Genomic DNA, 17,624 nt, shown 5'->3' with positions numbered 1-17,624 from the left:
GCCATGGAACTCGTGCAGCTCACCGCCCCGCAGCTCAACGACTACCGCACCGTCATGCAGAGCAACGCCGCTGCCTTCATCAAGCGCCACCAGCAGGAACACCTGCACGACGACAGTCTGTTCGACCGCGCCGTCAACAACCTGGTCGACGTGTGGGACGTGCCCGTGTTCATGGCCGACCGCCTCGTCCACCTGGCCATGACCGAGCGTTTGCCCAAGGGCCGCCGCTGGATCGGCATAGACATGGCCAGCGGCCCGGACTTTTGCGTTTTCCACGACCGACGCGCCAACAAGATCGTTCAGGTGCCGAGCTCGAACAGGCTGCATAGCTTCCTGCAAAACCTGGCCAACCAGGCCCCACGCTAACCCACAAACGCCCAGCCCCACTCCCGTGGGTTTGGGGAAGTTGCACCCGCAATCCGAGGACGCGCCATGCAAAACGCCGTTGCGATCCAACTGGACCTGCCCAAGCCCTGGGCTGAAGCGCTGCTCAGCAGCCTGCGCGCCGAGCTGCGCCGGAGCATGACCGAGCACTGGTACGACGACCGCTACCGCACCGTGCCGGCTGGTTTGCGCAGCAACCGCATCCTCGACGACTACCCGGCCCTCGCCGGCCACAAACGCACCATCGGCGCGCTGCAAGCCGCCCTTGCCGCCAATCAGTAAGGCAACTCCATGACGATGCAAGAGAAACTCAGGGGCGAGGTGCTCCGCCGGATTGAGTCCGACTTCGGTCTCAAGCACATGACTGGCACCAACTACATGCGCAAGGGCAAATGCCCATCGCACAAGTGCGGAAAAAACACCCTGTACACCTTCCACGACTCGCCTTGGATGCTTATCTGCGGCCGGCCGGAAGCGTGCAACCACCGCGTCCATGTCAAGGACCTCTATAGCGACCTGTTCAACGACTGGAGCGAGCAGGCGCCGGCCACCGCCGATGAGCCAACCGCCACCGCCCGCGCCTACCTTCAGTTTGCCCGGGGCTTTCGCCTTGAGCTCATTGACAGCTGGTTCACCCAGGAGAACTACTGGAGCCGCGACATCGGTGCCGGCAGCGCGACCGTACGTTTCCCCCTGGATAAGGGAGGCTACTGGGAGCGCCTGATCGACCGTCCCGAGCGCTTCGGTAAGCAGAAAGCACGCTTCAAACCGGGCGAGAGCTACAAGGGCGTTTGGTGGTGCCCGCCTTCACTCACCCTGGTCGACGTCGACGAGCTGTTCATTGTCGAGGGCATCTTCGACGCCATCGCCCTGCTGCACCAGGGCATCCCCGCCGTCTCTATGATGAGCAGTGCCCCTTTCCCCGAGGAATCAGTCCGCGCCCTCAAGAAGGCATGCCAGGAGGCGGACAAGCGCCTGCCACGCCTGGTCTGGGCGCTGGATAACGAACCTGTGGCCAAGGCCAACATGCGCCGCTGGGCCAAGGAGGCCCGCGACCTGGGCTTCAAGTGCGACGCCGCTGTCATCCCGCAGCGCGGCGCCAAGAAAATCGACTGGAATGACCTGCACCAGCGTTGGGCCTTCATTGAGGGCGACGACGAGCGCGCTAAGCGCGTCGAGCTGGACCTTGCCGATGCACGTCACCAGGGCGCGCTGCTGCTGGCCGACTCGGCCGAAGAAAAGGGCTTGCTCATGTACGAGTGGGACGAGCGCAAGGAATTCAACTTTACCTACCGCTCCCGCCTGTACTGGTTCCACCTGGACCTGGAGAAGTTCGAGCGCGCTGCCCGCGAATTGGAAGGCTCTAATCACCAGGAAGATCAGTTACTCAGCGACAAGCAGCGTCGGGACAAGGCTCTGCGCCAGAGTTCGTCCGTGGTGCGTATCGCCAATTGCGCTTTCCAAGCGCTGTACTACATGCGCAACGACGTGACCCAGGAGGCCTGGTACTACTTCCGCGTAGATCGACCAGACAGCCGTGCCGTCAAGACAACCTTCACTGCCTCGCAGATAACTGCCGCACCGGAGTTTAAAAAGCGCCTGCTCAACGAGTGCAACGGAGCCATGTTCACCGGCACTCCGCAGCAGTTGGAGCGCATGCTCGGCTTCCAGCTCGACGACCTCAAGACCGTCAACACAATCGACTGGATCGGCTACACCCGCGAGCACGGCGTCTACGTGTTCAATGACCTGGCCATCGCCGGCGGCAAGGTGCACAAGCTCAACGTAGAGGACTTCTTCGACGTAGGGTCCCTGAGCATCAAATCGCAGAGCCTGTCCCCTATCCTGCACATCAACGCCGACCTGGCCGACTACGACGAAGAGTGGTTCGAGCTGTTCTGGCGCTGCTTTGGCGTGCGCGGCGTTGTCGTGCTGACCTGGTGGTTGGGCGCCCTGTATGCCGAGCAAATCCGCCAGTTGCACAAGTCCTACCTGTTCCTGGAGCTGATCGGCGAAGCCGGCTCCGGCAAGACCACGCTGGTGGAACTGCTCTGGAAGCTCACCGGCCGCATCGAATACGAGGGCTTCGACCCGTCCAAGGCCACCCCAGCCAGCCGCGCGCGGAACTTCGCCCAGGTCGGCAACCTGCCGGTCGTGCTGATCGAGTCCGAGCGCGAACAGAAGGAAGGCGCCCCGGTGAAGCACTTCGACTGGGACGAACTCAAGACCGCCTACAACGGCCGCAGCGTGCGTTCCACCGGTGTGAAGAACAACGGTAACGACACCCGCGAACCACCGTTCCGTGGCGCTCTGCTGATCGCGCAGAACAACGCCGTCAACGCCTCCGAGCCGATCCTCCAGCGCCTGGGCCATGTGCATCTGACCCGCGAGCACCAGACACCGGAAACCAAGCTCTTCGCCGAGCGCCTGGAACGCATGCCGGTGGAGCAGCTCAGCGGCTTCATCATCAAGGCGCTGCAGCCCGAGGCTAAGGTCCTCAAGCTGCTGGACGAGTGCACCTCCGGCTACGAGCAGCAGCTCCTGGCGCTGCCCGGCATCCGCACTGTACGTATCGCCAAGAACCACGCCCAACTGCGCAGCCTGGTGGACGCACTGCAATTGGTCGTACCGCTGAGCGACGAGCGTGCCGCCCTGGTGCATGCCGAGGTGGAGCGTATGGCCCAGGAACGTCAGGAGGCCATCAACGCCGACCACCCACTCGTGCGTGAGTTCTGGGACATGGTCGAGTTCCTCAACGGCCCTCTGGCCGAGCCCGGCGGCAAACTGAACCACTCCCGCAAGTCGGGCTTCTTCGCCATCAATCTCAACGAGTTCGTCGAGACGGCGGCCAACAAGCGCCAGCAACTGCCGAACCTCAGCGAGCTCAAGCGCGTGCTCAAGACCAGCAAGTCGCCCAAGTTCCTGGAAACCAACAAGCCCATGAATTCAGCCATCGCCGTCGATACCCACGGCTCCGCAAGGACAGTGCGCTGCTGGCTGTTCCAGCTCGTTTAACCCAACCCCGGCGCGGCAACGCCGGCATCAACCCCAAGGAGAAGCACCATGCACGACGACAACGACCACTTCTACCAGAGCAACCGCGTCGACACGCTGGTCACCCTGGTTATTAGCGGCCTGACCCTGCTGGCCCTCGCGCTGGCCGGCTACTACGCCCCGTCTCTTCTGAGCGTGGCACTGCACTAAACCCACCGCCCGGACGCGGCAACGTCCGGGCAACCAACCCAAGGAGAAGCACCATGCAATTGAACGTAGAACGCGGCGCACCCGCCACCGGCAAGACCATCCGCCTGCGCCAGATCGCCAAGGCCGACGGGCAAAGCGAGCAAGAGATTCTGGTAGGCCGCCACTGCACACCTGACGCATTGGCGCGCTCGGTACGGTGGCTCGCGAATCGAGGCGCCAATGTCATCTGCATCGACGAATGCAGCGAAGAACAGATTGAACTTTTACAGGTCCTGGCGCGCCGCCTGCCGGGCAACCAGACCATCCACGCCGTCGTTGCGAACTGAGGGGACCACCATGTCGAACTACTTCTACAAGTCCGAAGCCCCAGAGGTGGTGGCCATCGTCCGGGAGTTCTACCAGGCGAAAGACCTGCTGAATGAGCAACTGGTCGAGTTGGGCAATCTGTTCGGCGGTGCCATCGCCCCAATGCGCGACATCACCTCCCACTACGCCGGCGGCGTGAAGCTGTCCGCCAGCCGCGAGCTGGACGTCCACTGGTGCCGCCCTGACGAGTACGGCTACCGCAGCCTCCGCCAACAGGCAGTGCCACCCAAGGGCATCACCAAGGAGCAGCGTGCTGCTATTCGAGCCGAGCACGAGCGCCTGCGCGAGTTATGGAAGGAACACTGCCCGCCTAGCCTGGACACCCACGACTACTGGGACCGGCTCAACCTGAACACCGGCAGCCTGCTGCTTTGTGGCGGCATCAAGTTTGAGCACCAGGGCGTGGCCTACTTCGTTCTCGGCTTCTCCATCAACCAGGCCGACCACGAAGCGAACGTAGCTGCAGACCAACCTACGTCCGGCTGGATCACCGGTGCGGTGGAGATTCTGCCGAGCGAATACGAGGCCGCCCGCGTGGCCAAGTTGGGAGAGCGCGCATGAGCACTCAGCTACTCGCAGACCTGAACATGCTGTTTGCTTTCGAAGACGTGGCCACCGCCAACAACTGGCCCACGGCGCGCAACGAGGCCGACACCGGGTACGTCGACCCAGTCACGCAGGCGCGCTGGGAAGGCTTCGAGTTGGCCCATGGGCCACACGGCGTGCGTCCCGAGGGGCAGCAGTTGTACGCAGAAATCAAGAAGTCGAGTAAGTACGCGCACCAGGCGACCTGGGCAAAGAGCCAAGGGCCGTACCCATTCCCTGTTCGAGTCGTAGACGACCGCGGCGGCCTGTACTGCGTCGCCGGGGGACCGGGCGGCGCGTACCGACTGGCGGACGTGAACCTGTACGTGATCGAAGACGGCAAGAAAGTCCGCGTCCGTTGACCACTGGCAGGCCCCGCCGAGCGGCAACTCGGCAGGGCCTGCCCCCAAGGAGAAGCACCATGCACCACTTACAACAACACCACCGCTGGCCGTTACTGGCCATGGTCGCCGCACTGGCGGGCGTGACCGCCACGTCGGTGGCTCTGGCTATCGCCGCGCTGATCGACAACACCCTGCTCGCCGTTCTGTTCGCCTCGGCCGCGGTGGTCCTGGACCTGTTCAAGTACGTCGCCTGGCCGCTGGCCCTCGGCCTGCTGGTCGTGCGCCGAACCCTTTGCGCGCTACTGATGATGGCCTGCGCGCTGGCCCTGGGCGCCGTCTCCGGCTGGGCCACTTACGACCGGCTCATGTCCTCGATCATCAACAGCCGCGCCGAGCACCAGGCCCGCCAGGAACAACGCCAAATCGACCTGGTGGAGCAGCGCGACGCAGACGCCGCCCGCATCGGGCAGCTCGACAGCGATGCGGCAGCTTTCCACCAGCAGGCCAACGCACTGCGCGAGAGAGGCATGGTCACCCGTGCCCTGGAGCTGGAGACAGCCTCCATGGCACGCATCGACGCCGAACGGGAGCGCGCCCAGGCGCGTCGGGACCAGTCGTCGCAAGAGCTCACTGCCCTGCTGGCGCTGCCAGCCAAGGCCGCGGGCCTGCCTCTCGAATTGGCCACCCTGCTCTGCCTCGGCTTCGCCGCTGCACTAGAGATTGTGCCGGCCCTGATCCTTTCCGCCCTACGTCCAGCACCCGCGCAGGAACGCGCCCCGGTACCAGTAGCAGCGGAACAGGAACGGACCGAGGAACAGCAACAGGAACGCCAGAAAACAGAGCAGGTTCCAGCAGCCAGCGAAGGGCTGCCGACCGATTTGCTGCAGCTCATAGCCAGCACGGAAAGAGGAACGAAGGTGGCAGTGCGTCAGGTCGCCAAGTGTCTGCGGATAGGCAGTGACCGAGCCACCAAGCTGATGCAGAAGGCCGCCGAAGCCGGCCTGCTGAGCAAGACCGCCGCCGGTTACGTGGCGGCATAAAAAAAGATGGCCCCGGAGGGCGGCAACCCTCCGAGACCGACCAACCCCAAGGAGAAGCACCATGCAAGTACAAACCCCCGAAGTCAGCACCGAGAAGGCTACCACACTGCGTTATGACACCATCGTCATCCGCGGCGCCACCGGCAAGGAAGTTCCCCACACCGTAGACGGCGGCGAAGTGGTCAGTTGGGCGCGCGGGCATGAACTGGCAGCCGGCGATGCCCTGCTGGAGTTCGTCAACTACGTCGCCGATGCTGATTGCGGCATCAGCCCGGAGCTGAGCGCAAAGGCGCGCAAGGCACTAGACCTGATGGAGCGGCGCAACAGGCTGGGCTGGGAGGCGGACGAACAGCCAGAAGACTGGCAGGCCTCGGTTAACCGTGCAGCGCAAACGGCCCGCGAAGTGTTCAGCGAATCCCATGACGACGCCATCCAGGCGATTGAGTACATGCAGGCTCTGCTGCAACTGGCTGCCCCTGTCGTGCAAGGCGGTGACGTATGAAGCCATGCACCCTCGGCAAACGTCACAGCTGGACATTCGTCCGCAACGTCGTCACCAGTCATCTGAGCGGCCGCATCGGCCGCATCACCAAGCGCGGGCTCTATCGCTGCGAATGCGGCGCTCAGAAAAACGGCACCCCCGGCCACCAGGACGCAGGAGGTGCCCAATGACCAACCGCATCCGCCCGACCATGGCCAGCCACCGCCTGGACCTGCCCAGCATTTGCGACATCTGTGGCAAGGCCCGATCCACCCGCAAACACGCCGCCTGCAGCCGCACGCGCCAGCAACTCAAGCGAGAAGAGTGGGCCAGCTACATGGACAACATTGCCGCCAAGAAAGCCAAGGGAGGCCGCCGCCATGCAAACTGATAACACTTCGCCCATTACCATCAACGTCCGCCAGAGCACCGGCACCTATATCGCCAAGGCCAATGGCCACAAGGCAACCGCAAGCTGCACCACCGGCCCGATCCAGGCGGCCGAGTCGCTGGCACGCAAGATCGGGCTGGCCCCCAGCATGATCCAGGAGCAGCAACGTGACGGACTCGGCTACGGCTGCTCACGCTTCACACACCCCGGCGAGCTGGCCACCAACACCAGCGACAGGGCGCACTGCCCAAACTGCGGCATTTGCCACACCCGCGAGGAAACCTGCATCGAGGCGAAGGCGCGCATCGGAGGTGTAGCATGACTGACTTCTTCTACCTGCAGGACAGCCGCAGCAACGTCGGCAGCCGGGCGATGTTCTGGCGCGAGAGCGGCGGCTACACCTCGAACCTGGACGAGGCCGAGCAGTTCAAACGCGAGTCCGCAGTCAAGCAGTACGAGTGCCGCGAAACCGACCTACCCTGGCCGGTGGAGTACGTCCGCACCCGGGCACAGGTCGGCGTCGATCATCAGTACCTGGACGTGCCAGCGGAACAGGCGCTGGCCGCTGCGCCGGCGGACGACCGCATCTACGTCGCCTACAAACAGGCATGGGACGGCAACTGCCTGATCTGGATGGCGCTGGGCATTGGCCCCACGTCCAACCTGACGGACGCCAGCACCTGGAGCCTGGAGCATGCGGCAGGCTTCACCGGGCGCGGCTATTTGCCATGGCCGAAAGGCTACATCGACCAGCACAGCCGGCCGGTTGTGCTGGCCTCCATGCTCGACCACAAGCAAGCACTGCGCTCGATCGGCCTCAAGCTGCCCAAGCTTAAGCGCCCGCGCTCCCAGCGCTACAGCGACCGACTCAACTGCGACGGCTGCGGCCGCTTCCTCAGTGACCGCCAACGCTTCGAGGATTGCCCCAACTGCGGCGCGAGGAATGCGCCATGAGCCGCCGTCTGATGGTCCAGGGCGGCCGCCGCTGTGGTCGCTTTAAACGCCTGCTGCCGCTGCTCCAGTACGCCCAGGGCAACGGCTGGTCAGTCGCTTACACCAACGGCGGACACCTGCGCTTTACCAAGCCTGAGCGGCCAATCATCCACACCAGCAGTACGCCGAGCGATTGGCGTGCTGTCCACAACGCCTTGGCCGTCCTGGCCAGAGCCGACCGGATGACTGTGGTGGAGCTTTCGCATGGGGTGGCCATCTACCATGGCTGACCAGGACGAACGCCAGCACATGCTGGAATGCGAGGCCAGGTACTGGCTCCGGCGTGGGAACACCACGCCGGAGAAGGTGGCCGAGCTGAAAGAGACCCACCTCAAGAAGCGCGGCGAGCAGGCCGTCACCCGGCTGATCGAGGAAATGCGCAAGCAGTGGCGTCGCCGCCACGAATGGCTAGGGAGGGAGCATGGGTAACGACGTGCGGCGAGAAGGCCGGAGCTACGATTCTCGGCGGTGGCCACAGGCCGTCGGCAGTACACTGGAGGCCCAGCCATGAGCGAAGTCTCCCGCGTGCTGACATTCGACGACCTCAAGCGCATTACCGGATATGCCCGACGGGCAGACGTGGAGCGGACCCTGCACGAGCAGGGCATCCGCATTTTCCGGGGCCGCACCGGTCCCTGGACCACCGTGGAGCTAATCAACCAGGCCGGCGGGCTGAAAGCCGGCACCCAGGAGCAGTACGGCGTCGAGATTCTATGAGGCGATCCAGGAAGAACAACCCCAATATCCCCCAGCACATCGACCAGGCCGCTATCCCAGCGGCCGTTTTCTTTGACCACCGAGGCAAGGGAACCTGGTACACCCTGCACCGCGATGAAGCCGGCCGGCAGCGCCGGCAGAACATCGCCAGCTGTTCGGCCACGCTGGCCGAGCTGCACAAGATCATGGAAGTCCGCAACGGCATCGACCGCGAGAGCCTGAACCACCTTTGCGAGCAGTACCATGACAGCGCCAGGTTCAAGAGGCTCGCGCCGAAAACCCAGGAAAGCTACACCTGGTCGCGCGACGTTCTGGCCAAAATTCCCACCAAGCTGGGCAAACCCCTCGGCGAACTGGCCGTGCGCAAGTTCACCCCTGCGCTGATCCAGCGGATCATTGACCGGATCGCTGACGAGGGCACGCCGTCTAAGGCTGCCCATGCGCTGCGGTACCTACGCCTGGTGATGCAATGGGGCCGCAACCGCGGCTATCTGGACAGCAATCCGGCCATGGGCATCGAGGCGCCTGTAGAGCGCAAGCAGCGTCGGCTGCCGTCGCATGACGTGATGCAACGCCTGATCGGCCGCGCCCGCGAGCTGGGCCAATTGAAACGCGGGCAGAAGGACGCGGTACCACCGCACCTGAGCTACGTCATGGAACTGGCCTACCTATGCCGGCTGCGCGGCATTGAGGTCGTCACCCTGACCGACGCCAACGAGTTGGCCGACGGCGTGCTCACCAACCGACGCAAGGGCAGCCGTGACAATGTGGTCACCTGGACGCCGCGCTTGCGAGCCGCCTGGGACGCTGCAAAGGCCCGCCGCTCCCAAGTATGGAAAGCCCGGGGCACGGCCGTGCCGGTCAATCCCGAGAAACGCTTCATCATCACCGCCGACCACGGCGGCCCGTTGGGCAAGTCCGGCCTGGACACCGCCTGGAACCGCTTCATGCGTAACGCCATCGTGGCGGGTGTTATCACCGCCGAGCAACGTTTCGGCCTGCACGACCTCAAACGTCGCGGCATCACTGACACCCCAGGCACCAGGGCCGACAAGCAGGAAGCCAGCGGCCACCGCGACGAGTCCATGCTCGACATCTACGACCTGAGCATCCCGAAGGTCGCCCCCTCAGCTCTCTGATCCCCCCGAAACCTGCGTAACAAGCGCGCCGGACTCCGCATGGAATCCGGCCGTCAGCGCTGCCATTACGTAACAAGCCACGACCTAAGTGACTGACCAGCAGGCCGAAAATGGTTTTCTTGTAATCAGTAGGTCCCGGGTTCGACTCCTGGTGCCGGCACCACATTAGGCTCCATTGCATTCCACCGAATGCTCTGGAAGCCCCGAAAACCCGCCCTTTGGCGGGTTTTTTCGTTCCAGGACCCTCTGTCGGGATCCAACAAAATCCCCCTTCCCCGAGGGTATGTTAGGGGTACTGCGATTTTCCGGCCAGGAGCGCGTACCCCTATGCCACGTCTAGCGATCCCCCTCAGCGACCTGCAATGCCGCACGGCCAAAACCCGCGAACGCGCCTACAAACTGTTCGACGGCGGCGGCATGTACCTTTTCGTCAAGCCCAATGGCGTGAAGACCTGGCGCTTGAAGTACACCAAGCCCAGCGGCAAGGAAGGTACGCTCATCATCGGCAATTACCCCATCGTTACCCTTTCCGTCGCACGGCGTAAGCGAGACGAAGCCAAGGCGTTGCTGCTAGACAACCTCGACCCAATGGAAGAAAAAAAGAAAGCCAAGATCGTAGCCCAGCGGGCGGCATTGCTTTTCGAAACCGTTGCTCTGGAGTGGCACGCCGACATGTCCCGTCGCTGGACCGAAGGACACGCAAAAACCGTGATGAGCCGACTGCGTACCCACGTCTTCCCGCTGATCGGCCAACGACCCATCGCTGAACTCGATACCCATGACCTGCTAGAGATCACCCAGCGCATCAAGGAACGCGGCACCATGGATGTGGCGTTAAGGGTAAAGAACTACTTATCCACCATCATGCGCGGGGCCAAAAGGGCTCGGCAGATCACCATGAATCCTGCACTGGATCTGGCAGGCTCGATTCACGCGCCGCGCACAGTCCATCGCCCGGCCCTCTCCCTCAACCGCCTACCCGAACTGCTACACCGTATCGACAACTACAATGGCCGCGAGCTGACGCGCCTTGCCGTCCTGCTCACGCTACATGTATTCGTCCGCTCCAGCGAACTGCGCTTCGCGCGATGGAGTGAGTTCGACCTCCAACGCGCCATGTGGGAAATCCCCGATACACGCGCACCGATTGAAGGGGTACGCAACTCCACACGTGGGACCAAGATGAATGGCGACATTCAAATGGTTCCGCTATCGCCGCAGGTCATCGAAATACTGGAGCGCCTGCGCAGCCTCAGTCGCTTTTCAGAGTTAGTGCTACCGGGCGACCACAAGTACTGGAAGCCCATGTCCGAGAACACGGTGAACACCATGCTTCGCAACGTCGGCTATGACACCAGCAAGGACGTGTGCGGCCACGGCTTCAGGACCATGGCCTGTAGCGCCCTGCTTGAGTCCGGGTTATGGACCGACGCAGCCATCGAAAGACAAATGAGCCATAAGGAACGCAACCGTGTGCGTGCCGCGTATATCCACAAGGCCGAATTCCTCGAACAGCGCAGGCTGATCATGGCGTGGTGGAGTAACTACATCGACGCCAACCGCCATGGGCATGTGACGCCCCACGAATTCGCTCACCCAGTCGGCGACAACATCACAGTCCTACAAAATAGCCGTGGCGCATCCAAACGTGGGTAAGCCTGTGAGATCACCGTTGTCCGCCCTTCCACGCGGGTCCATCCAAGCGGGGCTGCAAAGCCGCCCTGCTTGGATGGACCTCATTTAAAAAATCTAAAGCCCACGCAAATTGTCTGTGGAAAACCATAGATTTCCACCGGTGGATAATTTCATCCACAGCCGCAGAATTCCCGAAAATTCGAGCCTTGACCCAAATTATCCACAGGCGTAGAAAAGATCGGGCAAAGCGCTGTCTTTGACAGCAACCCAGGTAGCCAGAACCTTTAAGGCTACGCCACACCGTGGTGGTTCTCCCAAAGTGCGATTAGCGTCCGGCGGCTCGCACGGTCACAGCGATGTGATGGATGCCTACTTCTACCAGAGTGCCCACTGCGGCAACTCATACCCCTTTATAGCTGCCCTGCAGCAACCTATCCGCTTGGCCATTTCATTGCGCCAACCTGCGCCCGTCTCTTTCTTCCGGAAAGAGACGGGCGCTCCTACCGCTGCTGCAGCCCACCTCGTACAAGGCTTTGCGGCATTTCCCCTCGTGACAATCGGCGTGACAAACACCGAAGTCACCAGCAACAGCGATGCAGATGATGGTGCCGCAGCCCAAGGAATGGGCTGTACCTGACTGACAGTCAGGCATGCCCCGGTCATCTCATCACTGCCTTCACCCGACTCAGGATCTCGCGGCGCTGATCTCGTCAGCCAGTGCAACCTCCACCCGCCCACCTCTTCGGAAGTGTTCAGGAGGCCAGATCTTGAGATGCCCAAGCTCCCGGTCGTAAAGAGCCGCCAGTCCCGCGTTAGTGGACAACCCTCACAGGTCGCAGGGGCCTTGATCCCTGATAACACTCAACATTCTTGGCGGGATGACGTGGGGAAGGTTTCAAAGGTTTTGGCTTCGAGAGGAGATTGATCATGGCATTGGTCGGTAGACGAGACGGGCGGAATTTTGGCTATGGCCGGCAATTGAGTTATGCCGGGCCACAGGCGTTGCGCGATCTGTTTGGCGACGGGCATTACGGCACGGTCAAGGCGCACAGTGATCGCTGGCAGGCGTTTGTGCTCTGGTGCCGATCCGAAGATGGGCCCGGATACAACGATGCTCGACAGATTGATCGGCAGACCTTGCTGGACTATGCCGGGCATCTGCGTCAGCAAGTTGAACAAGGCGACCTCGCCATCGCCACTGCGCAAAACCGATTGTCCAGCGTGAACCGAACCATGGCCGCGCTTCGCGGTGATCAGTATGTGAAAGTGCCGAGCCCGAGCAAGGCGCTGGGAATGCGGCGCACCAGTGTTCGTTGCTCGGTTCCGCAAGGCCAAGACCGCGAACAGGTGAAACGGATCGTCGACGTGCTTTGCGAACATCAGCAGCCGCGCGCCGCAGCCATCGTGCAGTTAGCGCGAACCACCGGCATGCGCATGCGCGAGGCCATTTTGGCCGACCTGTCCCGATTGCAACGTGAAGCAGAGCAACTTGGCAGAATCAACATCCAGGACGGCACCAAAGGTGGCCGCTCAGGTGCATCGGCACCTCGCTGGATTACGGTAGATGATCATGTTCGTGACGCACTTAGGTTTGCCGAACAGGCCTCGCCCGACGGTAGCCGCAACCTGCTTGCTCCGAACGAAAGCTACCAGGACTTTCTGCGGGACACCGTCCGCCCCGCACGGGACATCATCCATAAGCACGACCTCAAAGGCTTCCACGAATTGCGGGCAGCCTATGCGTGCGAACGCTATAAGCAAATCACGCACCATCTCGCCCCCATCAACGGTGGCCATTGCTATCAACTCGACCGACGCCTAGATCAGGATGCCCGAGTACAAATCAGCTATGAACTGGGGCACGGCCGTATCGACGTGGTGTCGGCTTACATTGGTGGTCGAGCATGAGCATGGCATTCGATATGGAGCTGTTCCTGTCAGGCGTCCTGACCGGTTCGCATACCACACGCCAACGCCACCTTAGTCAGGCAAAGACTATCCAAGCAACAATCGCTGATCGCTGGCAACGCGACAATCCATGGACTTGGCAGAGAAAACACCTTGCGTGGTTTTTGAATCACCACCTAAAGCAGCACACTGAATCGACGCGCTATTACTATTTGCTGACCATGCAATTACTCACTCATCGCCTAGGGAAACCCTGGCAGCTCAACCGTTAAGCGAAGGTCAGAAAACGGCCCATAGTATGTAAAAACGCTTCGTCAAAATTGATGTTTGCGCGTCTATGCGAAATCTGAAAATTATCGGCTACTCAGCCGATCTGGATTTTGCATAGAAATGCGATTTCCAGCCCAACACCGGGCTCAAATCGCGCTGAAAAACGTTTTTACACAACCTCGACCAGAAGCGGATGTAATCCCAATTGCATCCTAATATTTTCACGGATAACCTCATCCCTTCTCAATACCACGCGCAAAGGGACTTGATGTCATGGTGTATAGCTGCTTTTCCCCTCATGCTCTCAAACGCCACACGGCAGAGCTGCTCTGTGCTCCATCTTCGGAATGTTGTCCACCTCGTCCCACTGGGTGTTGCCTACAACAGTTGGGGTCTATTTCATGTTATGCAATTGGAGCTACCAAGTGCTGACCTTTCAAGAAGCTTTAAATAGTATTGATAAAGAAGAAACGCCCTCGATTTTGTTAGCGAACGGATTTTCTCAAGCTTGGAATGCGCAAATATTTAACTACGCAAACCTTCTTGAAGCTGCGAACTTCGGTGAACGAGACGCGATAATTAGATCGTTATTCACAAATTTGAATACCTATGATTTTGAAGCAATCATGAGGCAATTGGTCGCAGCCGAGATTGTTTGTAAAGCATATGGGGTAGAACAGGCAACCATTAATCAAATAAAGCAAGATCAGGAGAAGCTGAAACAAGCTTTAATAACTGCGATTTCGAATACCCATCCACATGTGCCGAATGAAGTCTCGGATGCGCAATATACCTTCGTGCGTAAATTTATCTCCGGCTTCAACAAAATATTCACTGTTAACTACGACCTGCTGCTTTACTGGTCTAGAAATAAAAATGATTTACCACCGCACAATTATAGAACTGACGATGGGTTTCGAGCCCAGCAGCGATGGGCAGGGCATAGCACAAATCAAGAAGTTCATTTTTTGCATGGAGGACTCCATATATACGATACTGGCTCAAACATAAAAAAACATGCCTTTACTGAGGATGGAGAAACAATTATCGAGCAGGTTAGACAAAATCTTGAGCAGGGAAAGTTTCCCCTATTTGTTTCCGAGCCCGGTCATGAGGGTAAGCTCAAGAAGATCGAACACAATCCGTACCTGAACTATTGCTTTCAGGAACTAAGAAATCTCAAAGGGACGCTATTTATATACGGACACTCAATGGATGAGAACGACAAACACATTTTCAGTCAGATTAAGAGCAGTCAGATAAGCAAAGTGTTCGTGAGTATTTACGGCAATGAGTATAGTGAGGCGAATACAAGAGCTAAGGCAAATGCGCACGCATACCTTCACCGGCCTGGGCTCAATGTGGATTTCTTTGATGCCGCAACGGCCCCGGTGTGGGCGTAACATAACGGTTTGGTTAGATTATTAACACTTTTAACTCAGCAGATAACTCGAGTATTAATCACGGCAAAGAACAAAGAGGGACAGATTTATTTTTAAGACAAGACCTCAAAGCTTATCTAGAAATAAATCTGTACGCTTTTCGCGACTTTCGCTCCCTGTCGGGCCAAGCCTCTCCCGCCTTTATAAAAATTTGGGAGAGGAATACTAAATCAAAACTCTTTCTGCCTGCCCACCTTTCTTCCAGTTGAATATTTTTCTCTACTACGATCAGCATGAAGATCACGATCGTCTTTAGTCTCCAACAAACTGGATATTTTATCTAGTAAATAGCGAATCTCTTTATTCCTATTTTTTAAAACAACCTCATGATCATCGTTAACCTTTCTTCGACCAACTCTGAAAGTTGCGGAAACTTTAGGAAAAATTTCGACCTCAATTGTGCTCTGCCGCAATCTTCTTGTACGCGGCACGCCCACATCATCAATACTAACAACTCGCAATTCATCTAACGAAATATCTGACTGACTAGTTTCCCAGAAACCTCGCCGCCCAACACGCTCACGCGCAAGTCTACGACCAAGGCTGTCCCCAATAAATATATAGTCGGAGCCTGGAGTGAAGGCGGAAAAAAGAGCAAACCAAAGTGGTGCAAGTTTTAGTTTCGGGAACAAATCATACGCCAGAGACAAATACTGCAATGACCCGCCTCCAACTCTTGCAGCCAAATACCCTGCAATAATGGAGTTTGAGCTCTGAGTGCCGCGTCCCGATACTAGTATTTCAGTTATTGCTTCATCAAAGGCTCTTACCCGTGCCTCTCTACTACCATCCATGAGTTTCAACGCATTTCGCGAAGCTGGTAGATTTTCGGTAATAAGTTCCCACTCTAATGTAATTGATTTCCGCCCGAGTAAAACTGCACCTATAAAATCAAGCGTACCAGGGGCTGATGGTTCCTGTAGCAACGAGTAAGATTTACTATTATATGTCAAGCTATCAAGAACTAGCTTCCAAAAACCAATAAGCTCTTCAACTGAGAGAGGTAGCATTTCGCCACCAAGCAAATCCCTTGCCTCTGACCAACGATCAGCCAACTCATCAATCTGATCGCTTTTATCATCATAATTTACCATCTGAATTACTGAGTCAGAAAATGTACCAAAGCAAGCAGACACAGGTACATCTGCAACTCCGGCTTTTTTTCCACCCATTTGGACATATGCCTCAGCAATTACGACTGCGACAAAGCGAGACAATATATCTTCAGGTAGCCCTTGTACCTTATTAAATATCCTACGCGCGACCCCAAGGCCTATAACGTTAAAGAAAGCTGAAAATGGTTTATACGATCCGACATACGTACTCACAAAAGCAAAAAAATCTACCAAATCCGCGTCTGGAACTATAATTAGAGGAGGCTCTGGGGTTTTCAGCGTAGGTTTTCTACTCCAAACAAGAAGAACCTCCCCACTCTGCACATCCAGAATCTCGCTCTTAGCGGTATTATCTCTAGCAGGGAGCGTAATTCGATCCCCTAGCCAAGATACGAAGTCTTTTCGACCCATAGATAATGTATACATCTCAGCCTCTAGCCTTAAATAATTCAGCAGCAGAAACAGGATGCTGCGAGTTAACAGTCAAGAGAGCGATTCCTTTCTGGATATACCCAGGCAGCGCCCTTTCCGAATAAATAGCAAGCGATGTTTTTGCTCGAGATACAGCGGTGAACGACATGTTTTTTTGCGCCTTAAATCTGGTCACTTTGTCCATGGCCAGCAGATGCAGCGCTCTGAACTCAAGGCCCTTAGCCCCATGAATTGTCGTTATTACAATACGTTTCTCTGGCTCAAATGAGTGATATCCAAGTGTGCTATTTTGGACTTGGGTATCACCGTTAATATCAGACAACCCGAAGACCCTGGCGACCTCGGTCACATCCGCATTTTTAGGGCACAGAACACCAATTAATCCAAGCGGATATGCCCGTAACTGATCACGAACGGAGTCGATGCATTTTGCTATTTGCTGCTCCAGCGATAGACCAGAAAAGTCCTCTACGGTAGAGGGATTATCACTCTCCACATAATTACAATTAATTTCCAGCGATAGGTCTGTACCATTGTGATTGCGAATACCATCGGCGACTTTACATATCTCTAGACCGTTACGATAATGATGCGGCAAACTTTTTACATCATCACAGAATGCCTTTAGTGCGTCCAAACCACCGTTCTGAGAGTATATGCGTTGGCGCTCATCCCCGACAGCAAATATACGATCTGCAAAGGACGAAATGACCTCTATTTCATCTGCAGAATAGTCTTGGGCTTCGTCGAGTAAAATACAGTCAAACCGATCTTCTAAATTCCCTCGCATAGATAGGGACTTCAACCCTTGAAGGATAGCGTCCCGAACATCATCAAAGTCGCCTTCCGAATCAACTTCGATACCATTAGACTCTAGTAAACCTCGGGCCCATGAAACATATGTCTGTATCCGCTCAGGAGGAAAGGTGTACTGATCTGCCCCCATCACCAGAAATTCACGCAATACTCTACCAATGGTTAGCACAGAAAAATTCTTTAAGCTATTCGCATGCAAATATTTCGCCCGCATAACTAACAGGTTCGTCTTCCCTGAGCCAGGCGGTCCTAAAACTAAAAAATTTCCGTTCATGTCGAGGGAGATTACCTCCTTCTGGTTATCGTCAAGCTTTTCAATATCTGCCCACCATGTCTCTTCCATAAAACCCTCTGACAGTTAT

Annotated in this window: 23 protein-coding genes; 21 read left to right on the top strand and 2 right to left on the bottom strand. The window is 57.9% G+C overall.

The window, feature by feature from the left end:
- Nucleotides 1-3 precede the first annotated feature (3 nt).
- The 21 genes from AB1462_RS22295 (at nt 4) to AB1462_RS22195 (ending at nt 14,860) form a co-directional block, all read left to right on the top strand.
- Complete coding sequence (locus AB1462_RS22295) at nt 4-366, top strand: hypothetical protein (protein WP_367247940.1); 363 nt, start codon at nt 4-6, stop codon at nt 364-366.
- 66 nt (nt 367-432) lie between these two features.
- A complete protein-coding gene (locus AB1462_RS22290) occupies nt 433-666 on the top strand; it encodes a hypothetical protein (protein ID WP_098480574.1) in 234 nt (77 codons plus the stop codon).
- A gap of 15 nt (nt 667-681) precedes the next feature.
- Nucleotides 682-3,399, top strand: coding sequence for a toprim domain-containing protein (locus AB1462_RS22285; RefSeq protein ID WP_367247964.1), 2,718 nt, complete (start codon nt 682-684; stop codon nt 3,397-3,399).
- 48 nt (nt 3,400-3,447) lie between these two features.
- Nucleotides 3,448-3,588: a hypothetical protein gene (locus tag AB1462_RS22280; protein ID WP_367247939.1), complete on the top strand. Its 141-nt coding sequence runs from the start codon at nt 3,448-3,450 to the stop codon at nt 3,586-3,588.
- Nucleotides 3,589-3,641: 53 nt separating this feature from the next.
- A complete protein-coding gene (locus AB1462_RS22275) occupies nt 3,642-3,914 on the top strand; it encodes a hypothetical protein (protein ID WP_367247938.1) in 273 nt (90 codons plus the stop codon).
- A 10-nt stretch (nt 3,915-3,924) separates the two neighbouring features.
- Entirely contained in the window at nt 3,925-4,515 is a 591-nt protein-coding gene (locus AB1462_RS22270) for a hypothetical protein (RefSeq protein ID WP_367247937.1), read from the top strand.
- Nucleotides 4,512-4,901 (top strand): hypothetical protein, encoded by a 390-nt coding sequence (locus tag AB1462_RS22265; protein ID WP_367247936.1) that lies wholly within the window; start codon nt 4,512-4,514, stop codon nt 4,899-4,901. Before AB1462_RS22270 ends, AB1462_RS22265 begins: the two co-directional genes overlap by 4 nt.
- A gap of 59 nt (nt 4,902-4,960) precedes the next feature.
- A complete protein-coding gene (locus AB1462_RS22260) occupies nt 4,961-5,923 on the top strand; it encodes a hypothetical protein (RefSeq protein WP_367247935.1) in 963 nt (320 codons plus the stop codon).
- 61 nt (nt 5,924-5,984) lie between these two features.
- The gene (locus AB1462_RS22255) at nt 5,985-6,425 is read left to right on the top strand and encodes a hypothetical protein (RefSeq protein WP_367247934.1); all 441 of its coding nucleotides are present in this window, start codon (nt 5,985-5,987) and stop codon (nt 6,423-6,425) included.
- Complete coding sequence (locus AB1462_RS22250; protein WP_177318316.1) at nt 6,422-6,595, top strand: hypothetical protein; 174 nt, start codon at nt 6,422-6,424, stop codon at nt 6,593-6,595. Before AB1462_RS22255 ends, AB1462_RS22250 begins: the two co-directional genes overlap by 4 nt.
- Nucleotides 6,592-6,795 carry a hypothetical protein gene (locus AB1462_RS22245; RefSeq protein ID WP_367247933.1) on the top strand — a complete coding sequence of 68 codons (204 nt, stop codon included), beginning with the start codon at nt 6,592-6,594 and terminating at the stop codon, nt 6,793-6,795. The genes AB1462_RS22250 and AB1462_RS22245 overlap by 4 nt, the downstream gene beginning before the upstream one ends.
- Nucleotides 6,785-7,117, top strand: coding sequence for a hypothetical protein (locus tag AB1462_RS22240; RefSeq protein ID WP_367247932.1), 333 nt, complete (start codon nt 6,785-6,787; stop codon nt 7,115-7,117). Before AB1462_RS22245 ends, AB1462_RS22240 begins: the two co-directional genes overlap by 11 nt.
- Complete coding sequence (locus AB1462_RS22235; RefSeq protein ID WP_367247931.1) at nt 7,114-7,749, top strand: hypothetical protein; 636 nt, start codon at nt 7,114-7,116, stop codon at nt 7,747-7,749. Before AB1462_RS22240 ends, AB1462_RS22235 begins: the two co-directional genes overlap by 4 nt.
- Nucleotides 7,746-8,018, top strand: a complete 273-nt coding sequence (locus tag AB1462_RS22230) for a type II toxin-antitoxin system HicA family toxin (RefSeq protein ID WP_367247930.1) — start codon at nt 7,746-7,748, stop codon at nt 8,016-8,018. Before AB1462_RS22235 ends, AB1462_RS22230 begins: the two co-directional genes overlap by 4 nt.
- Nucleotides 8,011-8,217 (top strand): hypothetical protein, encoded by a 207-nt coding sequence (locus AB1462_RS22225; RefSeq protein WP_010213996.1) that lies wholly within the window; start codon nt 8,011-8,013, stop codon nt 8,215-8,217. Before AB1462_RS22230 ends, AB1462_RS22225 begins: the two co-directional genes overlap by 8 nt.
- Before the next feature lie 78 nt (nt 8,218-8,295).
- The gene (locus AB1462_RS22220) at nt 8,296-8,505 is read left to right on the top strand and encodes a hypothetical protein (RefSeq protein ID WP_010213998.1); all 210 of its coding nucleotides are present in this window, start codon (nt 8,296-8,298) and stop codon (nt 8,503-8,505) included.
- Nucleotides 8,502-9,644, top strand: coding sequence for a tyrosine recombinase XerC (xerC, locus tag AB1462_RS22215; RefSeq protein WP_019817887.1), 1,143 nt, complete (start codon nt 8,502-8,504; stop codon nt 9,642-9,644). The genes AB1462_RS22220 and xerC overlap by 4 nt, the downstream gene beginning before the upstream one ends.
- A gap of 327 nt (nt 9,645-9,971) precedes the next feature.
- Nucleotides 9,972-11,300 (top strand): tyrosine-type recombinase/integrase, encoded by a 1,329-nt coding sequence (locus AB1462_RS22210; RefSeq protein ID WP_367247929.1) that lies wholly within the window; start codon nt 9,972-9,974, stop codon nt 11,298-11,300.
- Between the two features lie 906 nt (nt 11,301-12,206).
- Nucleotides 12,207-13,187, top strand: coding sequence for an integrase domain-containing protein (locus AB1462_RS22205; RefSeq protein WP_367247928.1), 981 nt, complete (start codon nt 12,207-12,209; stop codon nt 13,185-13,187).
- Complete coding sequence (locus AB1462_RS22200) at nt 13,184-13,459, top strand: hypothetical protein (RefSeq protein WP_367247927.1); 276 nt, start codon at nt 13,184-13,186, stop codon at nt 13,457-13,459. The genes AB1462_RS22205 and AB1462_RS22200 overlap by 4 nt, the downstream gene beginning before the upstream one ends.
- A 423-nt stretch (nt 13,460-13,882) precedes the next feature.
- Nucleotides 13,883-14,860, top strand: a complete 978-nt coding sequence (locus tag AB1462_RS22195; protein ID WP_273527772.1) for a DUF4917 family protein — start codon at nt 13,883-13,885, stop codon at nt 14,858-14,860.
- A 209-nt stretch (nt 14,861-15,069) separates the two neighbouring features.
- On the opposite strand, the gene AB1462_RS22190 is transcribed toward AB1462_RS22195, so the two are convergent.
- Together AB1462_RS22190 and AB1462_RS22185 are read right to left on the bottom strand one after the other, a co-directional pair.
- Nucleotides 15,070-16,440 (bottom strand): hypothetical protein, encoded by a 1,371-nt coding sequence (locus tag AB1462_RS22190; RefSeq protein WP_367247926.1) that lies wholly within the window; start codon nt 16,438-16,440, stop codon nt 15,070-15,072.
- A gap of 1 nt (nt 16,441) precedes the next feature.
- Nucleotides 16,442-17,605, bottom strand: coding sequence for a UvrD-helicase domain-containing protein (locus AB1462_RS22185; protein ID WP_103308411.1), 1,164 nt, complete (start codon nt 17,603-17,605; stop codon nt 16,442-16,444).
- Nucleotides 17,606-17,624: the final 19 nt, after the last annotated feature.

Origin of the sequence: Pseudomonas sp. SB113 (assembly GCF_040754745.1) — a bacterium.
In the GTDB taxonomy this organism is placed as follows: domain Bacteria; phylum Pseudomonadota; class Gammaproteobacteria; order Pseudomonadales; family Pseudomonadaceae; genus Aquipseudomonas; species Aquipseudomonas grimontii.
This window is presented reverse-complemented; position numbering and strand designations above follow the sequence as displayed.

Excerpts from the sequence above, each read along its gene's own strand:
- AB1462_RS22285 (WP_367247964.1), top strand. The coding sequence starts at position 682 with ATGCAAGAGAAACTCAGGGGCGAGGTGCTCCGCCGGATTGAGTCCGAC.
- AB1462_RS22225 (WP_010213996.1), top strand. The coding sequence starts at position 8,011 with ATGGCTGACCAGGACGAACGCCAGCACATGCTGGAATGCGAGGCCAGG.
- AB1462_RS22205 (WP_367247928.1), top strand. The coding sequence starts at position 12,207 with ATGGCATTGGTCGGTAGACGAGACGGGCGGAATTTTGGCTATGGCCGG.
- AB1462_RS22255 (WP_367247934.1), top strand. The coding sequence starts at position 5,985 with ATGCAAGTACAAACCCCCGAAGTCAGCACCGAGAAGGCTACCACACTG.
- AB1462_RS22270 (WP_367247937.1), top strand. The coding sequence starts at position 3,925 with ATGTCGAACTACTTCTACAAGTCCGAAGCCCCAGAGGTGGTGGCCATC.
- AB1462_RS22220 (WP_010213998.1), top strand. The coding sequence starts at position 8,296 with ATGAGCGAAGTCTCCCGCGTGCTGACATTCGACGACCTCAAGCGCATT.
- AB1462_RS22185 (WP_103308411.1), bottom strand. The coding sequence starts at position 17,605 with ATGGAAGAGACATGGTGGGCAGATATTGAAAAGCTTGACGATAACCAG.
- AB1462_RS22295 (WP_367247940.1), top strand. The coding sequence starts at position 4 with ATGGAACTCGTGCAGCTCACCGCCCCGCAGCTCAACGACTACCGCACC.
- AB1462_RS22290 (WP_098480574.1), top strand. The coding sequence starts at position 433 with ATGCAAAACGCCGTTGCGATCCAACTGGACCTGCCCAAGCCCTGGGCT.
- AB1462_RS22260 (WP_367247935.1), top strand. The coding sequence starts at position 4,961 with ATGCACCACTTACAACAACACCACCGCTGGCCGTTACTGGCCATGGTC.
- AB1462_RS22265 (WP_367247936.1), top strand. The coding sequence starts at position 4,512 with ATGAGCACTCAGCTACTCGCAGACCTGAACATGCTGTTTGCTTTCGAA.
- AB1462_RS22230 (WP_367247930.1), top strand. The coding sequence starts at position 7,746 with ATGAGCCGCCGTCTGATGGTCCAGGGCGGCCGCCGCTGTGGTCGCTTT.
- AB1462_RS22275 (WP_367247938.1), top strand. The coding sequence starts at position 3,642 with ATGCAATTGAACGTAGAACGCGGCGCACCCGCCACCGGCAAGACCATC.
- AB1462_RS22240 (WP_367247932.1), top strand. The coding sequence starts at position 6,785 with ATGCAAACTGATAACACTTCGCCCATTACCATCAACGTCCGCCAGAGC.
- AB1462_RS22250 (WP_177318316.1), top strand. The coding sequence starts at position 6,422 with ATGAAGCCATGCACCCTCGGCAAACGTCACAGCTGGACATTCGTCCGC.
- AB1462_RS22190 (WP_367247926.1), bottom strand. The coding sequence starts at position 16,440 with ATGTATACATTATCTATGGGTCGAAAAGACTTCGTATCTTGGCTAGGG.
- AB1462_RS22245 (WP_367247933.1), top strand. The coding sequence starts at position 6,592 with ATGACCAACCGCATCCGCCCGACCATGGCCAGCCACCGCCTGGACCTG.
- AB1462_RS22280 (WP_367247939.1), top strand. The coding sequence starts at position 3,448 with ATGCACGACGACAACGACCACTTCTACCAGAGCAACCGCGTCGACACG.
- AB1462_RS22235 (WP_367247931.1), top strand. The coding sequence starts at position 7,114 with ATGACTGACTTCTTCTACCTGCAGGACAGCCGCAGCAACGTCGGCAGC.
- AB1462_RS22210 (WP_367247929.1), top strand. The coding sequence starts at position 9,972 with ATGCCACGTCTAGCGATCCCCCTCAGCGACCTGCAATGCCGCACGGCC.
- xerC (WP_019817887.1), top strand. The coding sequence starts at position 8,502 with ATGAGGCGATCCAGGAAGAACAACCCCAATATCCCCCAGCACATCGAC.
- AB1462_RS22200 (WP_367247927.1), top strand. The coding sequence starts at position 13,184 with ATGAGCATGGCATTCGATATGGAGCTGTTCCTGTCAGGCGTCCTGACC.